The organism is Streptomyces calvus, from assembly GCF_006782915.1.
In the GTDB taxonomy this organism is placed as follows: Bacteria; Actinomycetota; Actinomycetes; order Streptomycetales; family Streptomycetaceae; genus Streptomyces; species Streptomyces calvus.
This window is the reverse complement of record NZ_VCNP01000043.1, coordinates 196,997-219,968: the sequence shown is the minus strand read 5'-3', so window position 1 is coordinate 219,968 and position 22,972 is coordinate 196,997. Positions and strand designations below refer to the sequence as shown.

Genomic DNA, 22,972 nt, shown 5'->3' with positions numbered 1-22,972 from the left:
CTAACAAAGGCGTCGAACGTGGCGGTGGGTGATCAGGCAAACGGCGAGGCCGAGGAAGGCTTCGTGGATGTCGTCGCGCCTCTCCCAGCGGATGCGTAGGCGGCGGAAGCCGTGGAGCCAGGCGATCGTGCGCTCGACGACGTAGCGGAAGATGCCCAGGCCAGTGCCGTGGGGCTCGCCCCGTCTCGCGATCACGGGCCGGATGCCGCGCTGCCAGAGCAGGCGCCGGTAGATGTCGTGGTCGTAGCCGCGGTCGGCCAGCAGAGCGTCCGGCCGCCGACGGGGCCTGCCGGTCCGGCCCGCGACGGGTGGGATCTTGTCGAGGAGGGGCAGCAGCTGGGTGACGTCATTGCGGTTGCCGCCGGTCAGCGACACCGCGAGCGGGATGCCCTGTCCGTCGACGATGAGGTGGTGCTTGCTGCCCGGCCGTGCACGGTCGACCGGGCTCGGCCCGCTTTTGGGCCCCGCCGGGCAGCCCGCACGTGCGAGGAGTCGATCACCGCCCGCTCCCAGTCCAGCTGGTTCTTCGACCGCAGCTCGTTCAGCAGCAGCTGGTGGAGCTGGTCCCAGACGCCGGCCTCGTTCCATGCCGCCAGGCGTCGCCAGCACGTCATCCCCGAGCCGAAGCCCAGCTCCTGGGGCAGGTACTCCCACTGGATGCCGGTGTGCAGGACGAAGAGAATCCCGCACAGCGCCTGCCGGTCCGGCACCCGCGGCCGACCCTCGACCTTCTTCGGACCCGGCTTCGGCAACAACGGCTCGACCAGCAACCACAGTTCATCCGACACGATCCACGGCCGCGACTGACGATTTCCCATACCCAGACATACGAGCAGAGAGGCCGACAGCCTCATGATCAGCAGCTTTTGTTAGAGCCAGTTAGGGAGCAAATCCTTCTGGCGTGGGATGTTTCGCTCGGAGGGGTTCGGAGACCCGGTGAGCGGAGGTCGCGTCGCGTGCGGGTTCGGAAATGAGCTGGCATTCGATTCGTCCACCCGCACTGCCGTCCGGCTTCGAACGCGGGCGGCAGCGCTGTGCTGTGTTCACGGGGCTGCGCGCGGCCGGTGCTGGTCCAGAGTCGGCGCGCATCCTGCGCACCTGCCTCGACAGGGCAGGGATGGGCTGGCGCCCCTGCTCTTACCCTGCCGACCCTCGGCTGTGAGGTGCGCATCCTTCGACGCAGCCGCTTCCGGTTGCGGCCGACGTACGGTTGAAGTACCGAGGGCATCACGTACTCCGGCGCATGCCGGGTCGTCCTCGGCGAGAGACGAGTGAATCCGGGCCGCCCCTGTGGCCGGCACGGAGACGGGTCGGCACCATGTCCGCCGCGGTCGAAGCAACTCAGCGCAAGCTCATCACGGCAGGAACCGCGCCGAGCACCCGCGCGGGTCCGCAACCCCGCCGAGGAGAGACGTGACGGCCTTTTCCCGGCTGGACATCCATCGGCGAAACCGAGGAGAGCGAACGCTCGTCACGCTTGTCGGCGACATCGGGCCGACCACGACGCCGCTGCTACGGGCCGCAGTGGAGCAGTGTCTGCTGGACGGCGTCACCGAGATCGACATCGACCTGACCATGGTCGGCTCCTGCGACGCCCGGGGCTTGGACGTCCTCCTGTCGGCAGCACGGCGCGCCGGCCGGGTCCACGCCCGCCTGCGGCTGCACCATCCGTGCGCTCAGATCGCCCGGCTCCTCGACGCCACCGGATCGACTTCACTGCTCCTTACGGCCCCCGTGAGTCCCGTGCCGCCCACCGCATCCAGCGACCACATGAGTACCGCGACGCGGGCGCCCGAGGACCCCGCTCGTCGGCTGGACCAGCCGGTCCTCTGGGCCGGTATCCGCCTTCGCCGGCTGACCCGCTGGCAGGCAGAAGACAAGCGCGAGGACATCGCCGACCTGGCTGCGGAGTCCGTCGCGGGCACCTTCGGAGCGGCATACCACGACCGCGGAGACTTCCTGCACCGCTTGGCGGCCACCGCCCACCGCCCCGGCTTCGCCCTGCTGGTCGCCGAGACGACGGTGCTGGTCGGTTGCGCCTTCGGTTTTCCGGTGGGCTCTGACGGTTCCGACGGCCGACAGGGCGGCGGAACACTCCAGGAGATCATCCAGCGGCTCACCTCCTGCACGCGGTTCGTCCTCCTGACCCAGGTCGTGGCCCATCCGCACGCACAGCACCGCGACATCGCCCACCGCCTGCAACAGCGCCTCCTCACAGACCTCCCTCGGGGTCACCCTGCTTCATCCTGCCGACCGGGGAACACGAGCCGCCTTCTCGTCCTGGGGCTGGCAGAACATGGGTGAGGTCATCGGCCTGCCCGGCCCCCTCGCCCCCTGCGTGCTGACCTTGTCCGCCGAAGGACAGCCCTTGGCACGCCGATGATGTGGCAGTGCGATGGCCGCCTGCCACGCCGCCTGCCACAGCCGGAGTAATCTGAGACATACCGAGAACTTCCGGGCGCACGATGACGGCGGCGCCGTGCCCGGCGAGCGACAGACACGGGCAGCCGGAAACCGCACGGCCCGGAACGGAATCGCACGATGAACATCACCACAGAGCCCGCCGAAGGTGCGGTGCCCGATGACGGACACTCCTACCGGATGCCCATGCCCCGGCTGCGCCTCATGCCAGGTGTCAGCCATGGCCCGCTGGACGGCGCATGGTGGCCGCTTTGCGACGCACTGGAACTGGAGCTGCCCGCGCTGGTCGGCTCCTTGGATCCGGGCATCGGCACCGTCACCCGCGTGACCGTGGAAACGGCCGCCTGGCCCGATGCCCCGCAGGAGGTGATGGCTCCCGGCCACGTGATCGAGGTGGTGCTGACCGATTCCGCCGCCGAGGCACATGCCATCACCGTGGACTGCGGCACCGTGGGGAGCTGGGAACTGCTGGTGATCCCCCCCGGACGAGCCGGCCCGAGTGGCCACCCGGTTGCTGACCGCTGCTTCCGACCCCGCGAACCCACTGTCGGCTCCGCGCCTGCTGGCACTCGCCGAGAGCGGCCCCGACGGACAGGACGCACGGGAGTCGGAAGGAGGAGCCGGACCCAGGTGAGCAGCCCGGCCGACTCCGCCTGACCGGCGGGACGGGCATCCACGACCGCATGATGGAGCCATGGCACCGACACATCCTTTGTCATCCGGGCCCGCCCCCGCCCGAAACGTGACCGCGGAAGGTGACGGGATGACGGCAGGACGGCGCCCGGACCGGTCCGAAAGCTTCGGGGAAGCGCTCCTCGGAAAGATCCTGGACAGCGCGCACGAACTCCCACCCCATCTCATCGGGCCCCTGGTCGCCGACGTGGTGGACCGGCTCGGTGGCCGCCGTCCGCAGGTGCTGTTGCAGGACTACGGCCAGTTGGTGCTCGTACCGCTGCCCGGGGAGGGCCTCAGCGGCGGGGAACCGCAGGTGATCGACGACTCCGAGGCGGGCCGCTGCTTTCTCGACGCGGTCCCCGTGGAGGTGCCCGAGCAGGACGGCATCCGGGTCCATCTGCCCCTCCTGGACGGCGGTGACCAGGTGGGGGTCATGGCGGTGACGCTGGACAGCGTCGATGACGACGACCGCCGCCTGCTGCTCAGAATCTCCGGCCTGGTGGCCGACCTTCTGGTGACCAAGCACGGCTACTCCGACCTGTTCTTCGACGTCCGACGCGATGAGGGGATGAGCGTCGCCGCGGAGATCCAGTGGTCGCTGCTGCCACCTCTGGCCATGATCATGCCCCGGGTCGCCGTGGCCGGGATCCTGGAACCCGCCTACGACGTGGGCGGCGACAGCTTCGACTACGCGCTGAACGGCGATGCCCTCCACGTGGTCATGATCGACGCGATGGGGCACGGGCTGGACGCGGCCACGATGGCCACCGTGGCCATCGGCGCCTACCGCCATGCCCGCCGCTCCGGCATCGGACTGTCGGAGATCTACGCGTTCATGGACCGCGCCGTGGCCGAGCAGTTCGGTCCCGAGCATTTCGTCACCGCGCAGATGCTGCAGGTGGACACGACGACGGGGCGGGTGCAGTGGGTCAACGCCGGGCACCCGCCGCCGATCCTCGTCCGCGACCACCGCGTCGCACAGCGTCTGGTCGTCCCGACGACCCTTCCCGTCGGCCTGGGCGGTTCGGAGCCTCGGGTGAGCGAACTGGGGCTGGTGCCCGGTGACCGAATCCTCTGCTTCACCGACGGAGTGGTCGAGGAACACAAGAGCGGCGGGGAGGAGTTGTACCCCACCCTGCCGCACCCCGAGCCCGTCGCAGCCCCAGCCGCGCGTCTCGCGCTGAAGACCGACGGCGCCTCCCGCGGGCTTTTGGACGGAGCCTGGTGGCCACGGTCCCGGGACCTGCTGAGTGAACTGCCGGCGCTCACCGACCTGTTGGACCCCCTGTGGGGCCACATCACCCGTATCGCCGTCAACCCGGAGCACTGGCCGGTCATCCCCCGCAAGATTCCGGTGAGCGGGCACATCGTCAAGGTCGGCTGGTTCACGTCGGAGATCGACCCGCACAAGCTGCTGCTGCTCTCCTACGGCACCAGCCGCTGGGATCTCCTCGTTGTTCCGCCCGAGACCGGGGCGCAGTCGGCGGCCCGTCTGATGGCAGCCGTATCCGACGACGACGGCCCGCTCCTGACCGCGAGCGCGCTCATCGCCGCGGAAGCGGCCCGGCACGCCGTCTACCCCGCCGGCCAGGCACTGGACCCGGACGAGGCAGGGGAGTCCGAGGGCGGCGCCTCGGCGGTGGCCGCGGCCGTCACCGAACAGACCGGTCCGCCAGGGCCGGCCAGCCGGCTGATCATCGGTATGTGAGGTGGCCGCCGTGAACGCCTTCCTGACGGCCATCGCTTTCCTGGTCCTCGTCGCAGTGGCGGCATACGTGATCCACCGGCTCGGGCTCCAGCACGCCGACAGGATCGCGGCATACCGGTACAGCACTCCCCGGCCCGGTCGCCGGGGCCGGGGCGCGCCCCAGCCGCACCCCGCACCATGGGCCGGCATCCGGGCATCCGACCGGCCAACCGGCCGCCCATCCCCACCGCCCAGCCGGCCCGAGACGACGCGAGCACGGGGCGTGGACGCAGGCTCTGGAGCACCCGAGGATCCGAGCATCCGAACCGAGGCGTCATGACTCTTCCGCGGCTGAACATCTACCGGCACGACCGGGGCGCGCGGGCCCTGGTCACCTTGGCCGGTGTGATCGACCCCGTCACCGCGCCCCGGGTGCGCGCCGCTCTGGAGCAGTGTCTGCGGGACGGGATCACCCTCATCGACGTCGATCTGACCACCGTCGACCGCTGTGACGACAGCGGCCTGCGCGTCTTCCTCGACGTGTCGGAGCATGCCGCCGAGGCCCAGGCGTTCCTCCTGCTGCACCACCCCTCCCCGCAGACCGAACGACTGCTCATGGACACGGGCTCCGACGGTCTGCTCTACCCGATGAGGCCGGGAGGGGCGCGCCCTCAGCGGGCCTGACGTCGACAGAAGCACCCCAGGGAACGGGCCACCGGACGGAGAGCGCTGATGCGCCGGTCAAGCCGTACGCCGGTCGCGCCCCGCGCCGCCCCGTCAGCCCACAGGACCACGCCCGCTCCCGGTGTCGATGAGGATCTGTTCCGCGTCGCTGACGTTGTCCACCCGGACCGCCTGGGCCATCGCGGCACGTGCGGCATCCGGTGCCGCGTCGGGCGGGACGACCAGCAGCGAGAAGATGTCCCGGTCGCCCCGGGTGATCAGGACCGTGTCGTCACCGACCGGGAAGGAGTCGATGTGCACCACGTGGTCGTCCACGACGATACGCGTCGGGAGACCCTCCCAGGCGGAGGCATCCAGCCCCACACGGGACACGGGGCCGAGGTGGGCGACGAGGGCACTCAACAGGGCGGGCAGCTCGGCGCCGATGTCGCGCGAGCGCGGCCACCACGCGCCGTCGAGGACGCCTTTGCGTGATTCGGTCGTCTCCAGCCGGAGAAGCGCAGATCCCGGTCGCACGGCCTCGTGGACGCCACTGGGCAGGCGCCGGGGAACAGGTGGTGTATCCGAGCTGGTCATGATGACCACCCGTCTGTAGGGCCGGTGCGACGACGGGACTCCGTTCCGCAGCTCCCACGCTACTCCTGGTGTCACGCGCGACGGCATCTCCAAAGCCCCCGCCCGGCCCTGGAGGGAACGGATGCAGCACACGGGGGGTCCGCCGCACGTCGAGATTTACGGAGGGGGCTCAGGGCCTCGAATCAGTCGTGGAATATTTCGTGCTACTGTTTCGAGGTCTGATACGAGGTGGTGTCGTGTATGGCGATCGCTGAGCTGCGGGCGCACCCCGGGATGCTCGTGCTGGCGCGCGAGTCCCGCGGGCTGACGCAGGCTGAGGTCGCCACGGCTATGACCAAGGCGTCGCTGAGTGGCACTACGGTTTCTCAGGGCTACGTAAGCCGAGCCGAGGCTGGTCGTCTCGTCGTCACTGGCGAGCGTCTTGAGCTATACGCAGCCGCGCTCGGCTACCCTCCTGAGCTGCTGTGCCTGGATCCGCAGGTCAGCGGCATCGGAGTGGGTTTGGTCCACCACCGCAAGAAAGCAGCTCTGTCTGCTTCCGCTCTGCGGCGCGTGCACGCCCATTTGGCGCTCTCACGGATTCAGTTGAACGGCCTGGCGTCCGCAGCGGCATTGCCACCAGTCCCGCAACACTTCTTCAGGGTCTCGCTGGATGACCTCACCACCCCGAAGGACGCTGCCCGGCGAGTCCGCAGGGAGTGGTGCATGGCCCCCGGTCCGGTGCCCAACATAGTCGCGGTGCTGGAGCATGCCGGCGCACTGGTAATCACCCGCGACCTGGACAGCGACCTGTTGGACGCCGTAAGCCAGTGGGCAGAAGGCGGGCAACCTCTGCTCCTGGTCAACACCCGGGCACCGGGCGACCGACGTCGCTTCAGCATCGCGCACGAGCTGGGTCACCTTGTGATGCATGACGAGCCGGGCACAGGGTCAACACAGGAGAAGCAGGCCGACGCCTTCGCTGCCGAGTTCTTGATGCCTGCCTCCGATATCCGGCAGGCGTTCTCCGACCGCGTCGATCTGGCCAGGCTGACGGAGCTGAAGCGGCTTTGGGGTGTTTCCATGAGTGCGCTGCTGCGCCGTGCCCAAACGCTCAACGCTGTCAGCGAGTGGCAGTACCGCACCCTGATGATCGAGATGTCAGCGCTCGGCTACCGGACCGCGGAGCCTGTTGATGTCCCCCCCGAGCAGCCGCGGCGCCTCGCCGCCCTTGTCCACACCTTGCTGACCGACCGCCAGATGACTCTGGAGGATGCGGCTGCCTGCGCGCACCTGCTTCCTGAAGACTTCCAGCGCCTGTACGTCGAGGGCGCCGGTTCATCATCATTCCCGGCCTTCCGAAGGTGACCATGACCGACCGTTCCGCCCCGCTGCCTCGTCCACGCTCCGATCTGACCGAGCCTCCCGACGCTGTGGGTGCGCGAGACCGGCCGGACAGCCTGAACAATCTGCAGGGCCGCATGCTGATCCAGGTCAGCACCGCCCGGCTCAGCTACGTCCAGGGGCAGGTCGACCTGGCACGCAGTGGGCTCATCCTGTGTGGCACCGACGCCGTGAAGAAGGCCGGCACCCTGCGATACCGGGACGGCTACGCCGCTCCGCTCCTGATCGACCCGGCGGTGTACGAGGTCAGCGCCGCGACCGAGGAGAACCCCTTCCCCTACGACGCCGAGCCCACGCTCTTCCTCGACGATCCCCTGGAACTGTCTCTGGCCGAGCAGCGGGACGCCGGAGCAACGCTCCCTATGACCCCCACCGGCTACATCAGGGGGGAGGACTCCGATGCCCTCCGGGCCGCCGTGACACGAGTCCTGGAACTCGACGATCCAGAGGTGATCTTCGCCGCTCCGGTTGATGTCTCCTGGCTACGCGACGAGGAATCGACCCGCCAGCTCATCGCCTACCTGCGGATGATCAAGGGGCCGAAGGCCATCATGCTGGGCGGGCAGATGGACCCCCTGGCCCGTTACGCCAAGGCCGTAAGTCATCTCAAGCAGGTCATCGAAAAAGTCCCCAGAGCTTCCCTGCTACGCACAGATCTCGCGGCATTCGGCGCCCTGGCCTTCGGTGCCGCCTTCACAGCCTTCGGCGCCAGCAGCCGCTACCGGCACATCATCGCCCCCGGCGAAAAAGCGCAGACCAACAAGAGCATCCCCGTGCAGTCACCGCACGTTCTCTTCCCCGACCTGATGGCCTTCTTCCTGGGCGAGACGATCGCCAAGCGTTACGGTGGCGCCCACGCTCCGGTCTGCTTCTGCTCGGCCTGCGCCGGCAAGCTCGCGCTGGACGCCTTCACAAGCAACCGCGGCGAGCTTCCTGCCGCAGCGGCGGCCCACAACGTCGCTGTCCTCATGGAGTGGCTGCGCGCCCTTACTTCCGTCAAGCCCGGCACAGCACGCCAGCAGTGGTGGTTCGACCGCTGCCGTAAAGCTCTCGATCAGTACGAACTGATCAACACGTCCATCAGGCAGCCGAAGGCGTTCAAGTCTCCGGCGCAGCTCGATCGATGGGCGTCGACCGCTCCCGAAGCCGCCAAGACATCGGCTCAGACAGCCGCCGCCGAGCGTAGGCGCTGATATACATCCTCGACGAACCACCAGGCCGCAGCGGTGTGCCGGGGCGGCCTGTAGTCCTCCGGCTCCAGTACCAGCTCGACCTCGTTTCCGGAGGCGACGAACACGCCGATGCCGTAGAAGTCGGCCTCGACGAGGACCTCATCCAGTCGGGCTGGAAGACGGTCCAACAGCATGGCCCGGCGGCAGAAGGGAGCAAATTGGCCCGCTCGCTCAAGGCCCAGGCGCCACCCGGAAGCGCGAACCACAGCAAGATCCACCTGCAGGGGCCGCACGGCACGTCGGGTGACCGTCTTCCGGTCTCGCTCCACCGCTCCCGACGGCAGCCCTCGCACCGCCCGCCGCGCCGGCGAGTCCAGCGATTGCAGCGGAACAGGAACGTCCACCGGGAGTGTCAGCAGGCACTCAAGGTCGGGCAGCTTATCCACCCTGGCGGCGGAGACTTCCTCGCGCCGCGCATGCTCGCCCTCGTTCAGACGGTAGAAGCACAGCGCCTCGGTCCCGAAGACAGAGACAGTTCGGGCCTGCCCGCCCGGCTCCAGCAAGGCGCGAGAAGCCTCCCGCACAGAACCGCCCGTCAGGGAACTCGCCAAGGTCACCATGGCCCCCACCCTGCCTCACTGGGATTCGACCGCATGCAGCGGCCCCGCGTTCATCCAACCCGTATGAGTACGGGTACACCTGCCAAACAGCTCAAGACGCCTCGCGGACACTGCCCGACTGGGATCCTTCTCCGCATCACTGCCCTCACCTGTTCAAGCACCCAGCACGCGTGTCACCAACGTCCCGGGACAGCACACCTAGGCGCGAAAGCTGGGCCTGAACGCGCCTCCCCAGCCACGTCTCCGGAGGGCACATCCAGGGCACATGAGCCCGGGAAACGGCGTTGACCCATGAGAACTACCAAGAAGGGTTTCCGCAGGTCAACGCACGTTTCACCGAGAAGCCCCAGGTCAGTGCCCCACCGCCGCCAATCGCTGCACGAATGACAGGACGCCGACGCCCGGGCGCATGAGGCGGAGCGTCAAGCGTGTCGCCTGGGGACGGCCCTGAACGTGGCTTCCGGTTGATGCGTCGATGGCACATCGGTAGCCGACGTCTCTATCTGTTCTGTTGAAGGGTCCTGGGCAGGACTGCCCGTCCACATGCCCTGATGGCTACCGGGAGCGACACTGGTAGCAGCTGCGGAATGACGCTTGCCGTGCGCCAGGACTGCGGGGTATGCCGTGGCTGGTCTCCGTGGTGGCACCTTCGCAGCCGCCGGAAGGAGCGTCCCGATGTGCCGCTGGATCGCCTACTCGGGTACACCCGTCCTCCTCAGCCAGGTTCTGTTCCAGCCGGAGCACTCCCTGATCGACCAGAGCCTGCACTCCCGTATGGGTGTAGAGACGACCAATGGAGACGGCTTCGGTATCGGCTGGTACCCGCAGGACACGGAAATGGCCGATCCGGCGGTCCTGCGGGACGTGGGCCCGGCCTGGAACGACCGCAACCTGCAGGAAGTCGCCCACCACACGCGCTCGGGGCTGTTCTTCGGGCACATCAGGGCATCGACGGGGTCGGCGGTGCAGCAGAGCAACTGCCATCCCTTCCGGAGCGGTCGGTGGATGTGGATGCACAACGGGATGATCAGTGAGTTCCGCCGGGTCCGACGTGATCTTGCCCTGGCCGTCGATCCGGCCTTGTACGCCGACATCGAGGGCTCCACTGACTCCGAGGTGATGTTCTTCCTCGCCCTGACCTTCGGTCTGCCCGAGGACCCGCCCGGTGCGGTGGCGCGGATGGCGGGTTTTGTCGAGACGACCGCTCAGTCGCACGGCACCCGTCACCCCCTGCAGATGACCGTCGCGGTGACCGACGGCGAGCGCGTGTGGGCCTTCCGTTATTCCAGTGAAGGCCGTTCGCGATCGTTGTACGTCAGCACGAAGGTGGACGCCCTGCGCGCGCTCCACCCGGACGTGTCGTTCCTGCGGGAGCTGTCCGACGAGACCCGTCTCGTCGTGTCGGAGCCCCTGGGTGACCTGCCGGGGGCGTGGAACGAAGTGCCCGAGAGCAGCTACGGCGTCGTCCAGCCGGGCGGGGGCGTGCTCCACCGCTTCAGGCCCGAGTACCCCGAAGGGACAGGCGCGCGGGGGTGAGGAGTGTGAGCACGCCCTACGGCAGGGCTAGGGCACCGACCGACGCGGGCACCGACCCGTCAGGTGATCCGTACCTGCGCACACGGTTCGCGCTTCCCTCTCGGCCTGCCACCTTCTTGCGGCGGCAGCGGCTCGTCTCGCATCTGGATCAGGCCCTGAGCACACCGCTGACGCTGGTCAACGGGTCGGCCGGCGCCGGCAAGACGCTCCTGACGGCCGACTGGGCCGCGGGGCTGCGGCTGCCGGTCGCCTGGCTGACCGTAGAGGCCGGAGACCATCGGCCCGGGGTCTTCTGGGCCTACGTCTTCGAGTCCCTGCGCGTGTGCGGGGCGCGGGCAGCTGACGCTGCCGGGGCGCGGGCAGCTGACGCTGCCGGGGCGCCGGCGGACTCGAGTGGCGTGGGACGCAGTCTGCTGGCATCGCTCGCCGCCGAACTGAACGCCCGTGACGGCCCCGTGGTCCTCGTGCTGGACGAGTACGACCGGGTGGCCGTTCCTGAGGTTGCGGAGCAGCTGGAGTTCGTCCTTCGCCACTCCGGGCAGGGACTGCGCCTCGTGCTTGTCACCCGCACCGAGCCACTGCTCCCGCTGCACCGCTTCCGCGCCGCCGACGAGCTGACCGAGATCCGCGGCGCCGAGTTGTCCTTCACCCCGGAGGAGGCCGGTGCGCTGCTGCGACTGCACGGGCTGCACCTTCCCGAGCCCGCCGCGTCCGCCCTGGTGGACCGCACCCGGGGCTGGGCCGCCGGGCTGCGGCTGTCCGCCCTCGCGGCCCGGGAGAGCACTGACCCCGAGCGGTATCTGAAGGAGTTCGAGGCGGACCACAGCACGGTCGCGGACTTCCTGCTGGCGGAGGTTCTCAAGGGGAGGACGGAGGAGACGCAGGATCTGCTGTTGCGGGTGAGCGTCCTGGACCGGTTCTGCCCGGACCTGGCCGACGCCCTGACGCTGCGGGCCGACGCCGAACGCCTCCTCGCCGGGCTGCACCGGGAGAACGCGTTCATCGAGCGGCTGGGGCACTCCTGGTACCGACTGCACCCGCTGTTCCGAGAGATCCTCCGGGCTCACCTGCGTGAACGCCTGCCCGGTGCGGAAGCGGAGCTGCACCTGCGAGCCGCGCGATGGCTGCGCCGTTCCGGTTTCCTCCCGGAGACGCTCGCCCACGGGGCCGCGGGCGGCGACTTCGACCTGGCCGCCGGCGCGCTCGTCGACGACCTCGCGATCGGGCAGCTTTTCACCGGCCTGCACTCGGACGCTCTGGCCCAGCTCTTCGCCGGCATGGGGCCCGAAGCGGGGAGCCCGGCGAGCGACCTCGTGCGGGCGGCCGGCGCACTTGCCCGATGCGACCTCGACCACGGTCTGGACCGGCTGCGGCGGGCCCGGGAACAGCTCTCCGAGACCGATGACTCTCCCGGCCCGGTGGCAGCCCGGCTGAGCTGCACCCTGCTCGAGGCACTCGCCGCCCGGCTCACCGGCTGCACTCCGCGGGCCGAGCAGGCCGCCGCGACGGCCGAGGAACTGCGCCGGGACCTGCCTGACCACCTGCTGGACGAGCATCCGGAACTGACCGCCCTGCTGATGACACACGTGGGTTCGGCCCGCCTGTGGGAGGGACGCTTCGACGACGCACGCGCCGTGCTGCGCCGTGCGGCCGGTGCCCCGGGCGGATCCGCCACCGTCCTGCCCCGAGTGGAGTCGATGGGGCACCTGGCCCTGCTCGACTATCTGAACGGTTGGCTCGGCCGGGCGGAACGCAGGGCTCTGGCCGCGGTGGCCGAGGCGGAGCGGGCGGGGCTGCCCCGGCCCCCCGGTGCGGGCCTGGGCCGGCTGGTCCTGGCCGCGGTGGCCGTGGACCGACAGGAACTGGGCCTGGCCCGGGTCCTGCTCGAGGAGACGGCACGGCTTCCGGCGCGGGAGCACGACCCGGTACCGACGGCGGGTCGGGCCATGACCGTCTCACGCCTTCTGCTCGACGACGGTGAAACGGACGCCGCCGCCGAGGCTGTGGAGCCGACCGTGTCCACGGCGGTGGCGTCGCCTTGGGCGGAGAGTCAAGCCGCAGTCGTCCGCTCTGCCGCCTGCCTCACCGACGGGCGGCCGGACGAAGCCGTGCGCCTTCTCCAAGGCGTCGGTGGCGACCAACCGGTGTGCGCCGTCGAAGCAGCGGGGATCCAGGTCGCCGCGGGGCGTCCCCGCGCGGCGGCAGAACTGCTCGACGCCGTTCGCTCCGAGGGACGCACCGGCCCCGCGGTGAGCGTGGGGGCGGCGCTGGTGCGGGCCCGGGTGGCGCAGGAGTCGGGAGACACGATCACCGCCCGCCGGCTCGTCGCACGTGCACTTCTCGACGCACGGCGCGAGCGACTGCGGCGTCCTTTCCTCCAGGCAGGAGGCTGGATCGAGCCGCTGTTGGCCGCAGCCCCGCTGCACGAGCTCGCCGAGGGCTGGCTCCCGTCCGGCCGACGACAAACGCACGGCGAGCCGGTGCAGCCCGTAGCCGACCCCGCGCTCCTGGTGCCGGTGGAACTGAGCGGACGCGAACGTGACGTGCTGCAACGGCTGGCCCGCATGATGTCCGCGGAGGAGATCGCCGCCGACCTCTACGTGTCGGTCAACACGGTGAAGACCCATCTCAAGAGCGCCTACCGGAAGCTGGCGGTGAACCGGCGCAGCGACGCCGTACGCCGGGCGCGCGACCTCGGCCTCCTGTGACCTCCCCCGCGAGGGGTGAGGCACGCGGCGCCGCCGCAGAGGTGGGATGGGAGGAACGTGCCGCAGCGCACCGGTCGACCCGGCGAGGTGAGACGACGTGAAGCACTGGCGGGCCCTGGCAGTCCTCGGTACGGCCCAGTTCCTGATGGTTCTGGACACGTCCGTGATGAACGTGTCGATCAGCCAGTTGGTCGAGGACTTCGACACGGAGGTCACCGCCATCCAAGCCGTCATCACCCTGTACGCGCTGGTCATGGCCGCTTTCATGCTCATCGGCGGCCGCTTCGGGGACATCCTGGGACGGCGGCGCATGTTCCTGACGGGACTGGCCGTCTACGGGGTCGGGTCGGCCGTGACCGCCGCGGCACCCAGCCTGTGGGTGCTCACGCTGGGCTGGTCCGTCATCGAGGGGCTCGGGGCGGCTATGGTGCTGCCGGCCATGGCCGCCCTGGTCGCGGAGTCGTACCGCGGACGGGACCGCGCCATCGCCTACGCGGTCGTCGGAGGGCTCGCCGGCGCCGGGATCGCAGTCGGCCCACTGCTGGGCGGCTGGATGACGACCTACCTCACCTGGCGGCTGGTCTTCGCCGGTGAGGTACTCGTCGTGGTGGCCGTGCTGCTGTGCCGGCGGGTGATCGCGACGCCCATACCGGCCTCGAAGCGCCCCCGGCTGGACGGGGTCGGCGCGGCGCTCTCCGCCGTCGGGCTGGGACTGGGCGTACTCGGGGTGCTGCAAAGCAGCACCTGGGGCTGGGTCGACCCCCGCAACCCACCTTTCACCGTCCTGGGCTTCTCCCCCACCCTGTTCGTCATCGGTGCCGGAATCGCCGTGCTGGCCCTGTTCCGGTTCTGGGAACGGCGGCGAGAGGCCCGGGGCACCGACCCTCTGGTACACCTGTCCCTGCTGGGCAGGCCCGTACTGCGGGCCTGCCTGACGACCCTGCTCAGCCAGAACCTCATCCTCCTCGGCCTGTTCTTCGCCATCCCGCTCTACCTCCAGGTGGTGCAGGGCTTCAACGCCTTCCAGACTGGGCTGCGCCTGCTGCCGGTGTCGGCCACCATGCTGGTGACCTCCCTGTGCGGGTCCGCGCTGGGGCACAGGATGGGACCGCGCCGGGTGGTGCGGCTGGCCCTGGCGATTCTGGCGGCGGCCGTCGTGTGGCTGCTCGCCACGATCGACCCGGTCATCGACGACGCCCAGTTCGCTGGGGCGATGGCCGTGCTCGGGGTGGGCGTCGGTCTGCTCGCCTCGCAGCTCGGCAACGTCGTGCAGTCCGGTGTCGGTGAGGACGAGCGCAGCGAGGCTGGAGGGCTGCAGTTCACGGCCCAGAATCTGGGCTCGTCGCTGGGCACCGCGCTCATCGGCTCCATCCTGGTCGGCGCGCTGGCAGGCGCCTTCACCACCCAGGTCGCGGACGACCCCCGGCTGTCCCCGGCCGCCCGGGACGAGGTCGGGGTCCGTCTGGAAGCCGGCATCACCTTCGTCCCGACCGAGCAGGTGCGTTCCGCGGCCGAGGAAGCCGGGCTGCCGCCGTCCGAAGTCGACGCCGTGACGGACTCCTACGCTTCCGCCCAGTTGGACGGGCTGAAGGCGGCGATCCTGGCCACGGGCGGCGTCGCGCTCGCGAGCTTCCTGGTCACCGCACGCCTTCCGACCGCCCGGACAGGCCGCCCGTCCGAACCCGAACCCGAACCCGGTGCCGGAAGCCGGACAGCCGGACCGTCCGGGCCGACGGGCTGACTCGAAGGAGACACAGGTGACCGCGGGCGAGACCAGAAGAGGGCGATCCACGGATCGGCGGGAGCGGCGGGCCGCGCACCGGGCCCACGCGGACTACACCGGCGGTGTCTACGGCTCCATGCTCGCGGCCTCCGTCGTGATCGGCGCCGGCACCCTGGGATCGTTCCCCCGCGCCGAACTGGTTCTGCTGCTGTTGCTCACCAGCCTGGTGTTCTGGATCGCCCACGTCCACGCCGAGCTGTTCGGTGCGCGTCTGGCGCGGCGCACTCCGGACCGGCGGGTGATCCTGCGGGTGTGCCGCGAGGAGTGGCCCATCGTGAAGGCCGCCGTGCCTCCGGCCGCGGCGATCGCCGTCAGCCCCGTGCTGGGGCTGGACGTCCAGGCCACCCTGTGGCTGGCGCTGTCCGTCGCCGTCACCGGACAGGTGGGCTGGTCCGTCGCCGCGGCACACCGCGCGGGCGCCCCACTGCGGCTGATGGCCACCACGGCGACGGTCAACGTACTGCTCGGTCTGGCGATCGTCGTCGTCAAGATCGCAGTGACGCACTGAAGGGCAAGGGCCCTGCGCCAGAGTCACCTGTACCGGGTGAGGGCGCCGGAGGGCGAGAAGGCGCAGGATCGTCGCACAGAACACCGTCCGCCCCGGAGCCCCGGACGGTGTCCCGAGCCCCGTCCGGTGGAGGGACCGCTCGTGCGCTACGAGATCCGCATCGAGGGACACCTGTCGGAGACGCTGGCCAACGCGTTCCCGGAGCTGGAGCACGTCGTCATGTCCGGCCAGACCGTCCTGTTCGGCACGGTGATCGATGAGGCCCACCTGTACGGGCTGCTCACCCGCTGCCAGTCATTGGGACTGCACGTCATGGAGATGCGACAGATACCGGAATGACGCCCCCGGACGGTGTGGGTCGGCCCGCTCGTCGTTCCACGGCCGGCCTCACACCTGGGCGGCCGTGATCCGGCCGGAGCGGCAGGCCGCCGTCAGGGCTTCGTGGTCGCGTTCGTTCTGGTCGGCATAGGCGTGGGCGAACTCGGTGAGCGCACGGTCGAAGCGGTCGCTGCCACCCAGGTACGCCGCGAGCGCGATGGGGTCGCCGGAGCGGGCGTGGGCTCTGGCCAGGCAGGTTCCACACAGCCGGGCGAAGCGGGAGAGCAGTTCGGGCCCCATGGTCTCCGTTCGCGCGATGCCCTTCCAGTCCCACAGTTGGCGTACGTAGAAGTCCCGGCCCTTCCCGTCGAGGCCGGTGACGTGCGTCCAGCCGAGGAAGATGTCGCTGGTGGTCTGGATCAGACGTTGGCCGGTCACGACCCGGCAGCCCTGGTTCGCGTGGCGTTCGCCGCCCGTGTGGGCCGCCAGCACCGATTCCGAGGCTTCCTTGGCCTGGAGCAGCAGGGGGTCGTCGTCGTCCCTGCCGAGCAGGAGCAGTACCCAGCAGCGGGTGCCGACGCTGCCGACGCCGACCACTTTGCGGGCCATGTCCACGAGCCGGTAGTGACGCAGCAGGTGCCGACGCTCTGGCGGCAGGGACCGTGCGTAGCCCTTCACGACGGACCGCAGTTCCTCCTCCCGGCCGGCTTCGGCCGGGTCGGTGAGCAGATCGGCGAGTGGGGTGATCAGCGGCGGGTCGGGGGAGAGCCGCCGGCCTTCGGCCGTGACGCGAGTGAGTTTCGCGAACGCTCGCATGTGGGTGCGTGTACGGGCCTTCACAGCCGCGTTCCTGAGCCGATGCTCCGCTTCCCCCGCACCCTCCGTCGCCAGCAGCTGCCGTACGTGGTCGGCGTCGTCCTGGGCGTACCAGATGTCCAAGGTCGGCATGCTGGCGAATTCCCGCATGCGCTGCCGGTAGGCCCGCGCACAGGCCCGTACGGTGCGGTCCTGTTCCTTGGGCGAGAAGCCGTTCGACCGGGCCGCGATCACGAACCCGGCCGCAAGGCGTTTGACATCCCATTCGAAGGGGCCTGGCAGCGTCTCGTCGAAGTCGTTGATGTCGAAGACCAGGCGGCGCTCCGGTGAGGCCAGAAGCCGGAAGTTCAGCGGGTGTGCGTCCCCGCACAGTTGCACCTGGAGTCCGCTGCTGGGCAGGGTCGCCAGGTCCGCCGCCATGATCGCTGCCGCGCCGCGGTAGAAGCGGAACGGCGACTCCAGCATGCGGCCGTAGCGGATTGGCACCAGGGCCGGGACGCGCTCGCCGGACTGGCGTTCCAGCAGGTCGACCGGATCGCCTCGTCGCTGTCCCGTCTCGTACCAGCCGTGGCACGAACGCGAGGCCCGCTTACGGGCCTTCCTGCCGTATGCGGCTCGCTCGGCCGGTGGCAGGAAGGCGGTGAAGACGCTGGGTATCGTCATGGTCCGGCCTCCGGTTCTTCCACGGACCCGGCTGCGGAACGCGGCGGAGCCGTCGCACCTCGACGCTGGCGGTTCAGTCCTGCCTGCACCGCGCTCGCCAGGATCCGGGCGGCGACACCGACCAGCAACAGCCCTCCCGTCATCTGGGCCATCGTGAGCACTCGCCCGGTCTGGGAGCGTGCCGTGATGTCGCCGAAGCCGACGGTGGCGAAAGTGGTCAGGGTGAAGTACAGCGCGTCCGTCCTGTTCAGCGGCTCGCTGAACGAGCCGGGCGCGGAGCGCTCCAGCAGGTAGTAGGAGCCGGCGAAGAGGACCAGAAAGAGCACCAGGGTCGCGGCCAGGCCCTCGATGGCTCGCAGGCGTGGATGAGGGGAACGTGCGATGGCCCGCACTTCCCAGCAGAACACCAGGAGGACCGCGAGCAGGCCGCACACCAGCAGCACCGCTGTACCGGCCGTGAGCCGCTCGTCCAGGGGCAGCAGGTAGTAGGCGATGACGAGCCCGACGGCGACGGACACAGCGCGCACGACCGTGATCGCCCCGGCGGCTCGGCGAGAACGAAGCCCGCCACGTGGGGGCGGCCCTGACGAGGTGCGGCCCTTGCCGCCTCCTGAGGTGGTATCGCTCATCTCACGTCTCTTCGTCTCGTCCGGGCCCGTTGGACAGGTGTTCCCGAATCCCACCTCACTGCCCCGCCGTCAGGCCGGGATCACCCCTGACGGGTGATCCCGGCCCTCGGTGCCGGCCCCGACCCTGGAACGGACACCTACCAGTCCTGCGGAGCTCACGGACTGTCCCCACCGGACGGCCCGGCGGCGACCGGCCGGTCCACGAGGAGGCGCCATGACCGTGCCCCGAGATGCGGGACCCCCGGGCCGGGGAGGCGGGTCCGGCGGGGCGGTTCCAGGAGCCATGGACGATCCTGCGCACGTCCTCACCCGGCTCGGCCGGTCCTGGACCTGGCTCATGGGATCGGCCGTCGCCACGCTGGTCCCCGGCGTCCTGGTCCTGGTCTGGCCGGAGGCGACCCTGCATGTCCTGGCCGTCCTCATCGGCCTGTACCTGCTGCTGACCGGTGTGTTCCGATTCGTGACCGTCTTCGCGCGGGAGGGACACGAGCGGCTGCCCGGGCTCCTGCTGGCCGTGCTGTACCTGCTGGCCGGGGTGCTGTGTCTGCGCAACCCGCTGCAGACCATCGCCGCCCTGTCACTGATCGTCGGCATGGTCTGGCTGGTGTCCGGCATCCTCACCCTCTACGCCGCCCTGGTCACCGAGAACCTGCCGCACCGCGGCCTGGTCATAGGGATGGCGGTACTGGCGGTCGTCGCCGGGATCGTCGTCCTCGCGCTGCCCGCGGAGTCGGCCCGTGCCCTGGCCCGACTTCTCGGCCTGTGGCTGGTCCTACTGGGCCTGGCCGAGGCGGTGGCCGCCCTGGGGTGGCGGTCCGCGCTGCGCGGGGCACGCCCGCCGAAGGCTGGATCGCCCGCTGCCATGACCTGACCACGGGCCGGTAGAAGGAACATCGATGGCCCCGACCACCCCGGCCGGATCGCCCGACTCCGGCGGGCCTGCGGACCGCTCCCCCGCCCTCTCGGCCGGTGAGCGGGCGGAGTACGAGCTTCTGCGCCGGCGGGATCGGTACGCCACCGGCGGGCCCGCGTCGCCGGCTCCTCGGTCCTTCTCCTGCTGACTCTGTTGCTCGCCCCTCCCGGAGCGTGGTAGCGAGCGAGTCGGACACCGCCTTAACGAGCTGAACGTCGTCGGCGTCTGGCTGCCCGTACTGACCACCTTCCTGGCCGCGCTCGCCGTGTGGACCGCACCCGCCCACCGTGTGATGCTGATGGCCACCGCGACCGGTGCCGGGGCGATGACGGCGCTGCTGCTCGTGGCCTTGGCGGTAGTGCACCGGGCCTACCTGGACCCGGTACCGCCCGCGGCGCTGCCGCCCGACGCGGCGGCGGCCGTCTACGACACGTTCGTCCGGTTCCTGCACGACAGCACCCGCCCGCTGCTGGTTGTCGCGGTGGTCACCGCGCTGGCCGCGTACCTGTACGGGCCCGGGCGCGCCGCCCGTGCCGCCCGAGGAGCGGCCGCGCGAGTCACGGCGGCCACCGGCCGGGCCCTGCGCCGAAGCGGTGTGGACACCGGGTCCACGGGACGTCTGCTGGCGAAGCACCGGACGTGGACCACCGGCGCCGTCGTCGCGGCGGGAGCGTTGGCGCTGTTGCTCTGGAACCACCCACGGTCACCACGATGGCGCTCGTCCTCGGGATCACCTCAGCCGCCCTGATCGTCATGGCGGTCCTGGCGGCAGTCGCCGGACCGGCGGCCAGATCACCCGTGCCGGGTGATGCCGGGCGCCGAACCCCACGACCACTCTGAGGTTCGGTACGCAACGACGGCCGGGCCCGCCCGGGACGGAGGACGGACATGAACGCGCAGACCTACCTGGCGTACGACTACCCCTTGCTCAACATGTTCTGGACCATGCTTCTGGTCTTCCTGTGGATCATGTGGTTCGTCCTGCTCTTCCGGATCATCGGCGACATCTTCCGCGACGACCGGCTGAGCGGCTGGGCCAAGGCCGGCTGGCTGGTGTTCTGCCTCCTCCTGCCCTTCCTCGGCGTATTCGTCTACGTCATCGCACGCGGGAAGGACATGGGCCGCCGGGAGACGGCACACGCCCGCGCCCGCCAAGAGGAGTTCGACGCCTACATGAGGAAGACCGCGATCGGTGAACAGCGCTCCAGCGTCGACGAACTGGCCCGGCTCTCCGAGATTCGCGAACAGGGTGCCATCACGGACGAGGAGTTCCGCAGGGCGAAGGAGCTGGTCCTGAGCGGCCACGGCCCGGCGGAACACGCGGGCCAGGCCCTCACCACATCCAGCCCTTCCGCACGCTGACCATCCGCACGCCACGAATCGAGGCGCACGATGACCGCCACACACACCCGGCCGACGCACTCTTCGAGGCAGGCGTGGGCGACCGGCCTGACCGTCTTCGCCGCCGTCATGCTCCTGCTCGTCGGCCTTCTCGACATCCTCCGGGGCATCATGGCCATCGCCGAGGACGACGTCTTCGTCACCACACCCGACTACGTCTTCCAGTTCGACCTCACCAGTTGGGGCTGGATCCACCTCGTCCTGGGCGTACTCGCTGTGATCATCAGCGCCGGGCTGCTCAAGATCGCGACGTGGGCGCGTGTGTCCGGCGTGGCCATCGCCGCGCTCGTGATCCTCGCCAACTTCCTCTCCATGCCGTACTACCCGCTGTGGTCCGTCGTGATGATCACCATGTCGGGCTTCATCATCTGGGCCCTCAGCGTGATCAAGCCCGGCGGCAACCTCTACGACCTGTCCGGGGAACGCAGCCCTGACTAGACGTGTGACGGAGCGAAGGAGCAACACGTGGGTGCACGAGGCGCGGACACGAGCAGGCGGCGCGTAAGGGGCGTAGCGCCCGGGGGCGAGGGCGACACCGCTCTCGCCCGCATCGCCCTGCTGGCTCTGTCGGCCTGCGTCCTGGTGCCGCTTGTCGCCGCCGGGCTCCGCAGCGTGCTGTGGGCTTCGATCGGCATCGCAGGGCTCGCGCTCGCGGCCGTCGGCGTGTGGTGGGCCCTGGCCCGTACCGGTGTCACCCGCATCATCGGAACAACACTGTCGGTGGCCGCGCCGCTCACCGTCCTCGCGCTCTACGCCGCGGCCGGCCTGCTGGGTCCCGCCCTGCTGTCGTCGGGCCTTTTGGTACTGGCCGTCGTAGCGGCACGCTGGGCCCTGGCCCCTGCTCACCACCCCCATGAAGAGGTCGCCGGAACGCCCCGCCACCCCTGGGTGCTCATGAACCGCCGATCCGGCGGCGGCAAGGTGGACCGGTTCCACCTGGTGGACAAGGCACGGGCCGCGGGTTGCCGTGTGCACGTGCTCGACCCCGGCCAGGACGTCACCGCGCTGGCCCGGCAGGCCGTCGCCGACGGAGCGGACCTGCTGGGGGTGGCGGGTGGCGACGGCACCCAGGCGCTGGTCGCCGACATCGCCGCCCACCATGACGTGCCGTTCGCCGTGATCCCGGCCGGAACCCGCAACCACTTCGCCCTCGACCTCGGCATCGACCGCGACGATCCGGTGGCGGCGCTGGAAGCCCTGACGGGTGGTGTGGAACTCCGCGTCGACCTGGCGTACGCCGCGCACCGCGTCTTCGTCAACAACGCCTCGTTCGGCACGTACGCGGCCGTCGTCAACGACCCCGCCTACCGCGACGCGAAAGCCCACACGGTCCTGCAGACCCTGCCCGGGCTGCTCACCGGCGACAGCGCCCCCGCCTTGCGCGTGACGGCCAACGGACGGCACATAGCCGGCCTGCAGGCCCTGCTCGTCAGCAACAACCCCTACGGCCGGGCCGTCGACGTGTCGCACCCGGGGCGCCGGGGACGGCTGGACACGGGACTCCTCGGTGTGGCGTGCGTCCGGGTCGCCAGCACCGCCGAAGCGGCACGCCTGGCGAGCCGACCGCGCTCCGGAGGCCTCGTCCGGCTCACCGCCGACGAGGTCCTCGTCGAGGCCGGTACCGCCACCGTGCCGGCCGGCATCGACGGGGAGTACGTCGACCTGCCCTGTCCCGTGGTGTGCCGTAGTACACCCGGAGCCCTACGGGTCCGCGTGCCGCGCCACCGGCCCGGTAGATCGAGGTCCCCTGCACCGACGGCCGACTGGCCGCGCGTCGCCCGCCTGGCACTGCGCCGACCGGGCGAGGGCAATGAGATGGAGATACACCCATGACTCAGGCAACTACAGACAAAGCGCACAAGTCGTTCCTTTCTCGCCCCACTGTCCGCCGCCTCATACCCTTCACCCTGATCACCGCAATCGCTCTCATCTTCATCTTCGAGAACCGTTCGAGTGTCGAGATCCGCCTCCTCATCCCCATGGTGACCATGCCGCTGTGGGGGGCCCTGCTGATCGCCTGGGCCCTCGGCATCCTCGCCTGCGCCTTCACGGTGCACCGCCGGTCGAACCGGCACGCACGACGACAGGTATGACGCCACGGGCCACTCGGGCAGCACGGGCAGCACGGGCAGCACGGGCAGCACGGGCAGCAGCCCAGATTCGGCACACATCAGCACGGGAAGCCAGGCGAAGGCGTGAGAACTGCGGAGGCACGCTTCCCTGGCCAGAACGCCAGGAGCCAGCATTTCCGCAGGTCAAAGACGCATCCAGGGAAAACTCCTAAAGCGGGTGTCGCAGGTTCGAATCCTGCCGGGGGCACAGAGAAAAGGGCCAGCTCAGGAGGGGTTTCCTCCAGGCTGGCCCTTCGTCGTGTTCGGGACGTGTGCTTCGGCCGCTCCCTCCACCTGCTCTCTCGCTCGGAAAGCAGCTGTCGGGGAAGGGGAGTTCGGAAGACGATGTCTGTATGCGGGTAGGAGTG

22 protein-coding genes and 1 pseudogene are annotated in these 22,972 nt (G+C 70.0%); 18 read left to right on the top strand and 5 right to left on the bottom strand.

The window, feature by feature from the left end; all coding sequences use genetic code 11:
- Positions 1 to 818 (bottom strand): IS5 family transposase gene (locus tag FGW31_RS19920; protein ID WP_228126347.1). Its coding sequence is split into 2 segments (ribosomal slippage): positions 1 to 486 and positions 489 to 818, totalling 816 coding nucleotides; the frame shifts between segments, so codons are not numbered across the junction.
- A 595-nt stretch (positions 819 to 1,413) separates the two neighbouring features.
- On the opposite strand from FGW31_RS19920, the gene FGW31_RS19915 reads away from it, so the two are divergent.
- The 5 genes and pseudogenes from FGW31_RS19915 to FGW31_RS19890 all read left to right on the top strand — a co-directional run bounded on the left by FGW31_RS19915 (position 1,414) and on the right by FGW31_RS19890 (position 5,467).
- Positions 1,414 to 2,304, top strand: coding sequence for an STAS domain-containing protein (locus FGW31_RS19915; RefSeq protein WP_233452529.1), 891 nt, complete (start codon positions 1,414 to 1,416; stop codon positions 2,302 to 2,304).
- Positions 2,305 to 2,541: 237 nt separating this feature from the next.
- Complete coding sequence (locus tag FGW31_RS19910) at positions 2,542 to 3,078, top strand: DUF5994 family protein (RefSeq protein ID WP_233452528.1); 537 nt, start codon at positions 2,542 to 2,544, stop codon at positions 3,076 to 3,078.
- 106 nt (positions 3,079 to 3,184) lie between these two features.
- Positions 3,185 to 4,219: pseudogene (locus FGW31_RS19905) on the top strand (PP2C family protein-serine/threonine phosphatase); the annotation flags it as partial.
- The gene (locus tag FGW31_RS35720; protein ID WP_142194992.1) at positions 4,220 to 4,804 is read left to right on the top strand and encodes a DUF5994 family protein; all 585 of its coding nucleotides are present in this window, start codon (positions 4,220 to 4,222) and stop codon (positions 4,802 to 4,804) included. It abuts the pseudogene before it with no gap.
- A 315-nt stretch (positions 4,805 to 5,119) separates the two neighbouring features.
- Entirely contained in the window at positions 5,120 to 5,467 is a 348-nt protein-coding gene (locus FGW31_RS19890; protein WP_142194789.1) for an STAS domain-containing protein, read from the top strand.
- A 93-nt stretch (positions 5,468 to 5,560) separates the two neighbouring features.
- On the opposite strand, the gene FGW31_RS19885 is transcribed toward FGW31_RS19890, so the two are convergent.
- The gene (locus FGW31_RS19885) at positions 5,561 to 6,043 is read right to left on the bottom strand and encodes a DUF5994 family protein (protein WP_182674944.1); all 483 of its coding nucleotides are present in this window, start codon (positions 6,041 to 6,043) and stop codon (positions 5,561 to 5,563) included.
- Positions 6,044 to 6,283: 240 nt separating this feature from the next.
- Here FGW31_RS19885 and FGW31_RS19880 point away from each other — a divergent pair, with 240 nt between their 5' ends.
- Entirely contained in the window at positions 6,284 to 7,390 is a 1,107-nt protein-coding gene (locus FGW31_RS19880; RefSeq protein ID WP_142194788.1) for an ImmA/IrrE family metallo-endopeptidase, read from the top strand.
- A 2-nt stretch (positions 7,391 to 7,392) separates the two neighbouring features.
- A complete protein-coding gene (locus tag FGW31_RS19875; RefSeq protein ID WP_142194787.1) occupies positions 7,393 to 8,619 on the top strand; it encodes a hypothetical protein in 1,227 nt (408 codons plus the stop codon).
- On the opposite strand, the gene FGW31_RS19870 is transcribed toward FGW31_RS19875, so the two are convergent.
- Entirely contained in the window at positions 8,589 to 9,218 is a 630-nt protein-coding gene (locus tag FGW31_RS19870) for a hypothetical protein (RefSeq protein WP_142194786.1), read from the bottom strand. The genes FGW31_RS19875 and FGW31_RS19870 overlap by 31 nt on opposite strands.
- Before the next feature lie 675 nt (positions 9,219 to 9,893).
- Between FGW31_RS19870 and FGW31_RS19865 the strand changes: the two genes are divergently transcribed.
- The 5 genes from FGW31_RS19865 to FGW31_RS19845 all read left to right on the top strand — a co-directional run bounded on the left by FGW31_RS19865 (position 9,894) and on the right by FGW31_RS19845 (position 16,092).
- Positions 9,894 to 10,754, top strand: coding sequence for a class II glutamine amidotransferase (locus FGW31_RS19865; RefSeq protein ID WP_142194785.1), 861 nt, complete (start codon positions 9,894 to 9,896; stop codon positions 10,752 to 10,754).
- 5 nt (positions 10,755 to 10,759) lie between these two features.
- Positions 10,760 to 13,462 carry a LuxR C-terminal-related transcriptional regulator gene (locus FGW31_RS19860; protein WP_142194784.1) on the top strand — a complete coding sequence of 901 codons (2,703 nt, stop codon included), beginning with the start codon at positions 10,760 to 10,762 and terminating at the stop codon, positions 13,460 to 13,462.
- 97 nt (positions 13,463 to 13,559) lie between these two features.
- On the top strand, positions 13,560 to 15,203 hold the full coding sequence (locus FGW31_RS19855; RefSeq protein ID WP_142194783.1) for an MFS transporter: 1,644 nt from the start codon (positions 13,560 to 13,562) through the stop codon (positions 15,201 to 15,203).
- A 16-nt stretch (positions 15,204 to 15,219) separates the two neighbouring features.
- Positions 15,220 to 15,753 carry a hypothetical protein gene (locus FGW31_RS19850; protein ID WP_142194782.1) on the top strand — a complete coding sequence of 178 codons (534 nt, stop codon included), beginning with the start codon at positions 15,220 to 15,222 and terminating at the stop codon, positions 15,751 to 15,753.
- 141 nt (positions 15,754 to 15,894) lie between these two features.
- A complete protein-coding gene (locus tag FGW31_RS19845) occupies positions 15,895 to 16,092 on the top strand; it encodes a hypothetical protein (protein ID WP_142194781.1) in 198 nt (65 codons plus the stop codon).
- Positions 16,093 to 16,140: 48 nt separating this feature from the next.
- On the opposite strand, the gene FGW31_RS19840 is transcribed toward FGW31_RS19845, so the two are convergent.
- Both FGW31_RS19840 and FGW31_RS19835 read right to left on the bottom strand, forming a co-directional pair.
- Positions 16,141 to 17,550, bottom strand: coding sequence for a DUF2252 domain-containing protein (locus FGW31_RS19840; RefSeq protein ID WP_142194780.1), 1,410 nt, complete (start codon positions 17,548 to 17,550; stop codon positions 16,141 to 16,143).
- Positions 17,547 to 18,179: a potassium channel family protein gene (locus FGW31_RS19835; RefSeq protein ID WP_142194779.1), complete on the bottom strand. Its 633-nt coding sequence runs from the start codon at positions 18,177 to 18,179 to the stop codon at positions 17,547 to 17,549. Before FGW31_RS19835 ends, FGW31_RS19840 begins: the two co-directional genes overlap by 4 nt.
- A 214-nt stretch (positions 18,180 to 18,393) precedes the next feature.
- Between FGW31_RS19835 and FGW31_RS19830 the strand changes: the two genes are divergently transcribed.
- The 6 genes from FGW31_RS19830 to FGW31_RS19800 all read left to right on the top strand — a co-directional run bounded on the left by FGW31_RS19830 (position 18,394) and on the right by FGW31_RS19800 (position 22,586).
- Entirely contained in the window at positions 18,394 to 19,050 is a 657-nt protein-coding gene (locus tag FGW31_RS19830; protein ID WP_182674947.1) for an HdeD family acid-resistance protein, read from the top strand.
- A gap of 340 nt (positions 19,051 to 19,390) precedes the next feature.
- Complete coding sequence (locus FGW31_RS35065; RefSeq protein WP_182674950.1) at positions 19,391 to 19,840, top strand: hypothetical protein; 450 nt, start codon at positions 19,391 to 19,393, stop codon at positions 19,838 to 19,840.
- A 140-nt stretch (positions 19,841 to 19,980) separates the two neighbouring features.
- The gene (locus FGW31_RS19815; protein ID WP_142194778.1) at positions 19,981 to 20,454 is read left to right on the top strand and encodes an SHOCT domain-containing protein; all 474 of its coding nucleotides are present in this window, start codon (positions 19,981 to 19,983) and stop codon (positions 20,452 to 20,454) included.
- Between the two features lie 30 nt (positions 20,455 to 20,484).
- Entirely contained in the window at positions 20,485 to 20,931 is a 447-nt protein-coding gene (locus tag FGW31_RS19810) for a DUF7144 family membrane protein (protein WP_142194777.1), read from the top strand.
- A gap of 27 nt (positions 20,932 to 20,958) precedes the next feature.
- A complete protein-coding gene (locus FGW31_RS19805; RefSeq protein WP_142194776.1) occupies positions 20,959 to 22,326 on the top strand; it encodes a diacylglycerol/lipid kinase family protein in 1,368 nt (455 codons plus the stop codon).
- Positions 22,323 to 22,586, top strand: coding sequence for a LapA family protein (locus FGW31_RS19800; protein ID WP_142194775.1), 264 nt, complete (start codon positions 22,323 to 22,325; stop codon positions 22,584 to 22,586). Before FGW31_RS19805 ends, FGW31_RS19800 begins: the two co-directional genes overlap by 4 nt.
- Positions 22,587 to 22,972 lie beyond the last annotated feature (386 nt).

Excerpts from the sequence above, each read along its gene's own strand:
- FGW31_RS19885 (WP_182674944.1), bottom strand. The coding sequence starts at position 6,043 with ATGACCAGCTCGGATACACCACCTGTTCCCCGGCGCCTGCCCAGTGGC.
- FGW31_RS19835 (WP_142194779.1), bottom strand. The coding sequence starts at position 18,179 with ATGAGCGATACCACCTCAGGAGGCGGCAAGGGCCGCACCTCGTCAGGG.
- FGW31_RS19815 (WP_142194778.1), top strand. The coding sequence starts at position 19,981 with ATGAACGCGCAGACCTACCTGGCGTACGACTACCCCTTGCTCAACATG.
- FGW31_RS19910 (WP_233452528.1), top strand. The coding sequence starts at position 2,542 with ATGAACATCACCACAGAGCCCGCCGAAGGTGCGGTGCCCGATGACGGA.
- FGW31_RS19870 (WP_142194786.1), bottom strand. The coding sequence starts at position 9,218 with ATGGTGACCTTGGCGAGTTCCCTGACGGGCGGTTCTGTGCGGGAGGCT.
- FGW31_RS19840 (WP_142194780.1), bottom strand. The coding sequence starts at position 17,550 with ATGACGATACCCAGCGTCTTCACCGCCTTCCTGCCACCGGCCGAGCGA.
- FGW31_RS19830 (WP_182674947.1), top strand. The coding sequence starts at position 18,394 with ATGACCGTGCCCCGAGATGCGGGACCCCCGGGCCGGGGAGGCGGGTCC.
- FGW31_RS19880 (WP_142194788.1), top strand. The coding sequence starts at position 6,284 with ATGGCGATCGCTGAGCTGCGGGCGCACCCCGGGATGCTCGTGCTGGCG.
- FGW31_RS19865 (WP_142194785.1), top strand. The coding sequence starts at position 9,894 with ATGTGCCGCTGGATCGCCTACTCGGGTACACCCGTCCTCCTCAGCCAG.
- FGW31_RS19875 (WP_142194787.1), top strand. The coding sequence starts at position 7,393 with ATGACCGACCGTTCCGCCCCGCTGCCTCGTCCACGCTCCGATCTGACC.
- FGW31_RS19800 (WP_142194775.1), top strand. The coding sequence starts at position 22,323 with ATGACTCAGGCAACTACAGACAAAGCGCACAAGTCGTTCCTTTCTCGC.
- FGW31_RS35065 (WP_182674950.1), top strand. The coding sequence starts at position 19,391 with ATGGCCACCGCGACCGGTGCCGGGGCGATGACGGCGCTGCTGCTCGTG.
- FGW31_RS19890 (WP_142194789.1), top strand. The coding sequence starts at position 5,120 with ATGACTCTTCCGCGGCTGAACATCTACCGGCACGACCGGGGCGCGCGG.
- FGW31_RS19810 (WP_142194777.1), top strand. The coding sequence starts at position 20,485 with ATGACCGCCACACACACCCGGCCGACGCACTCTTCGAGGCAGGCGTGG.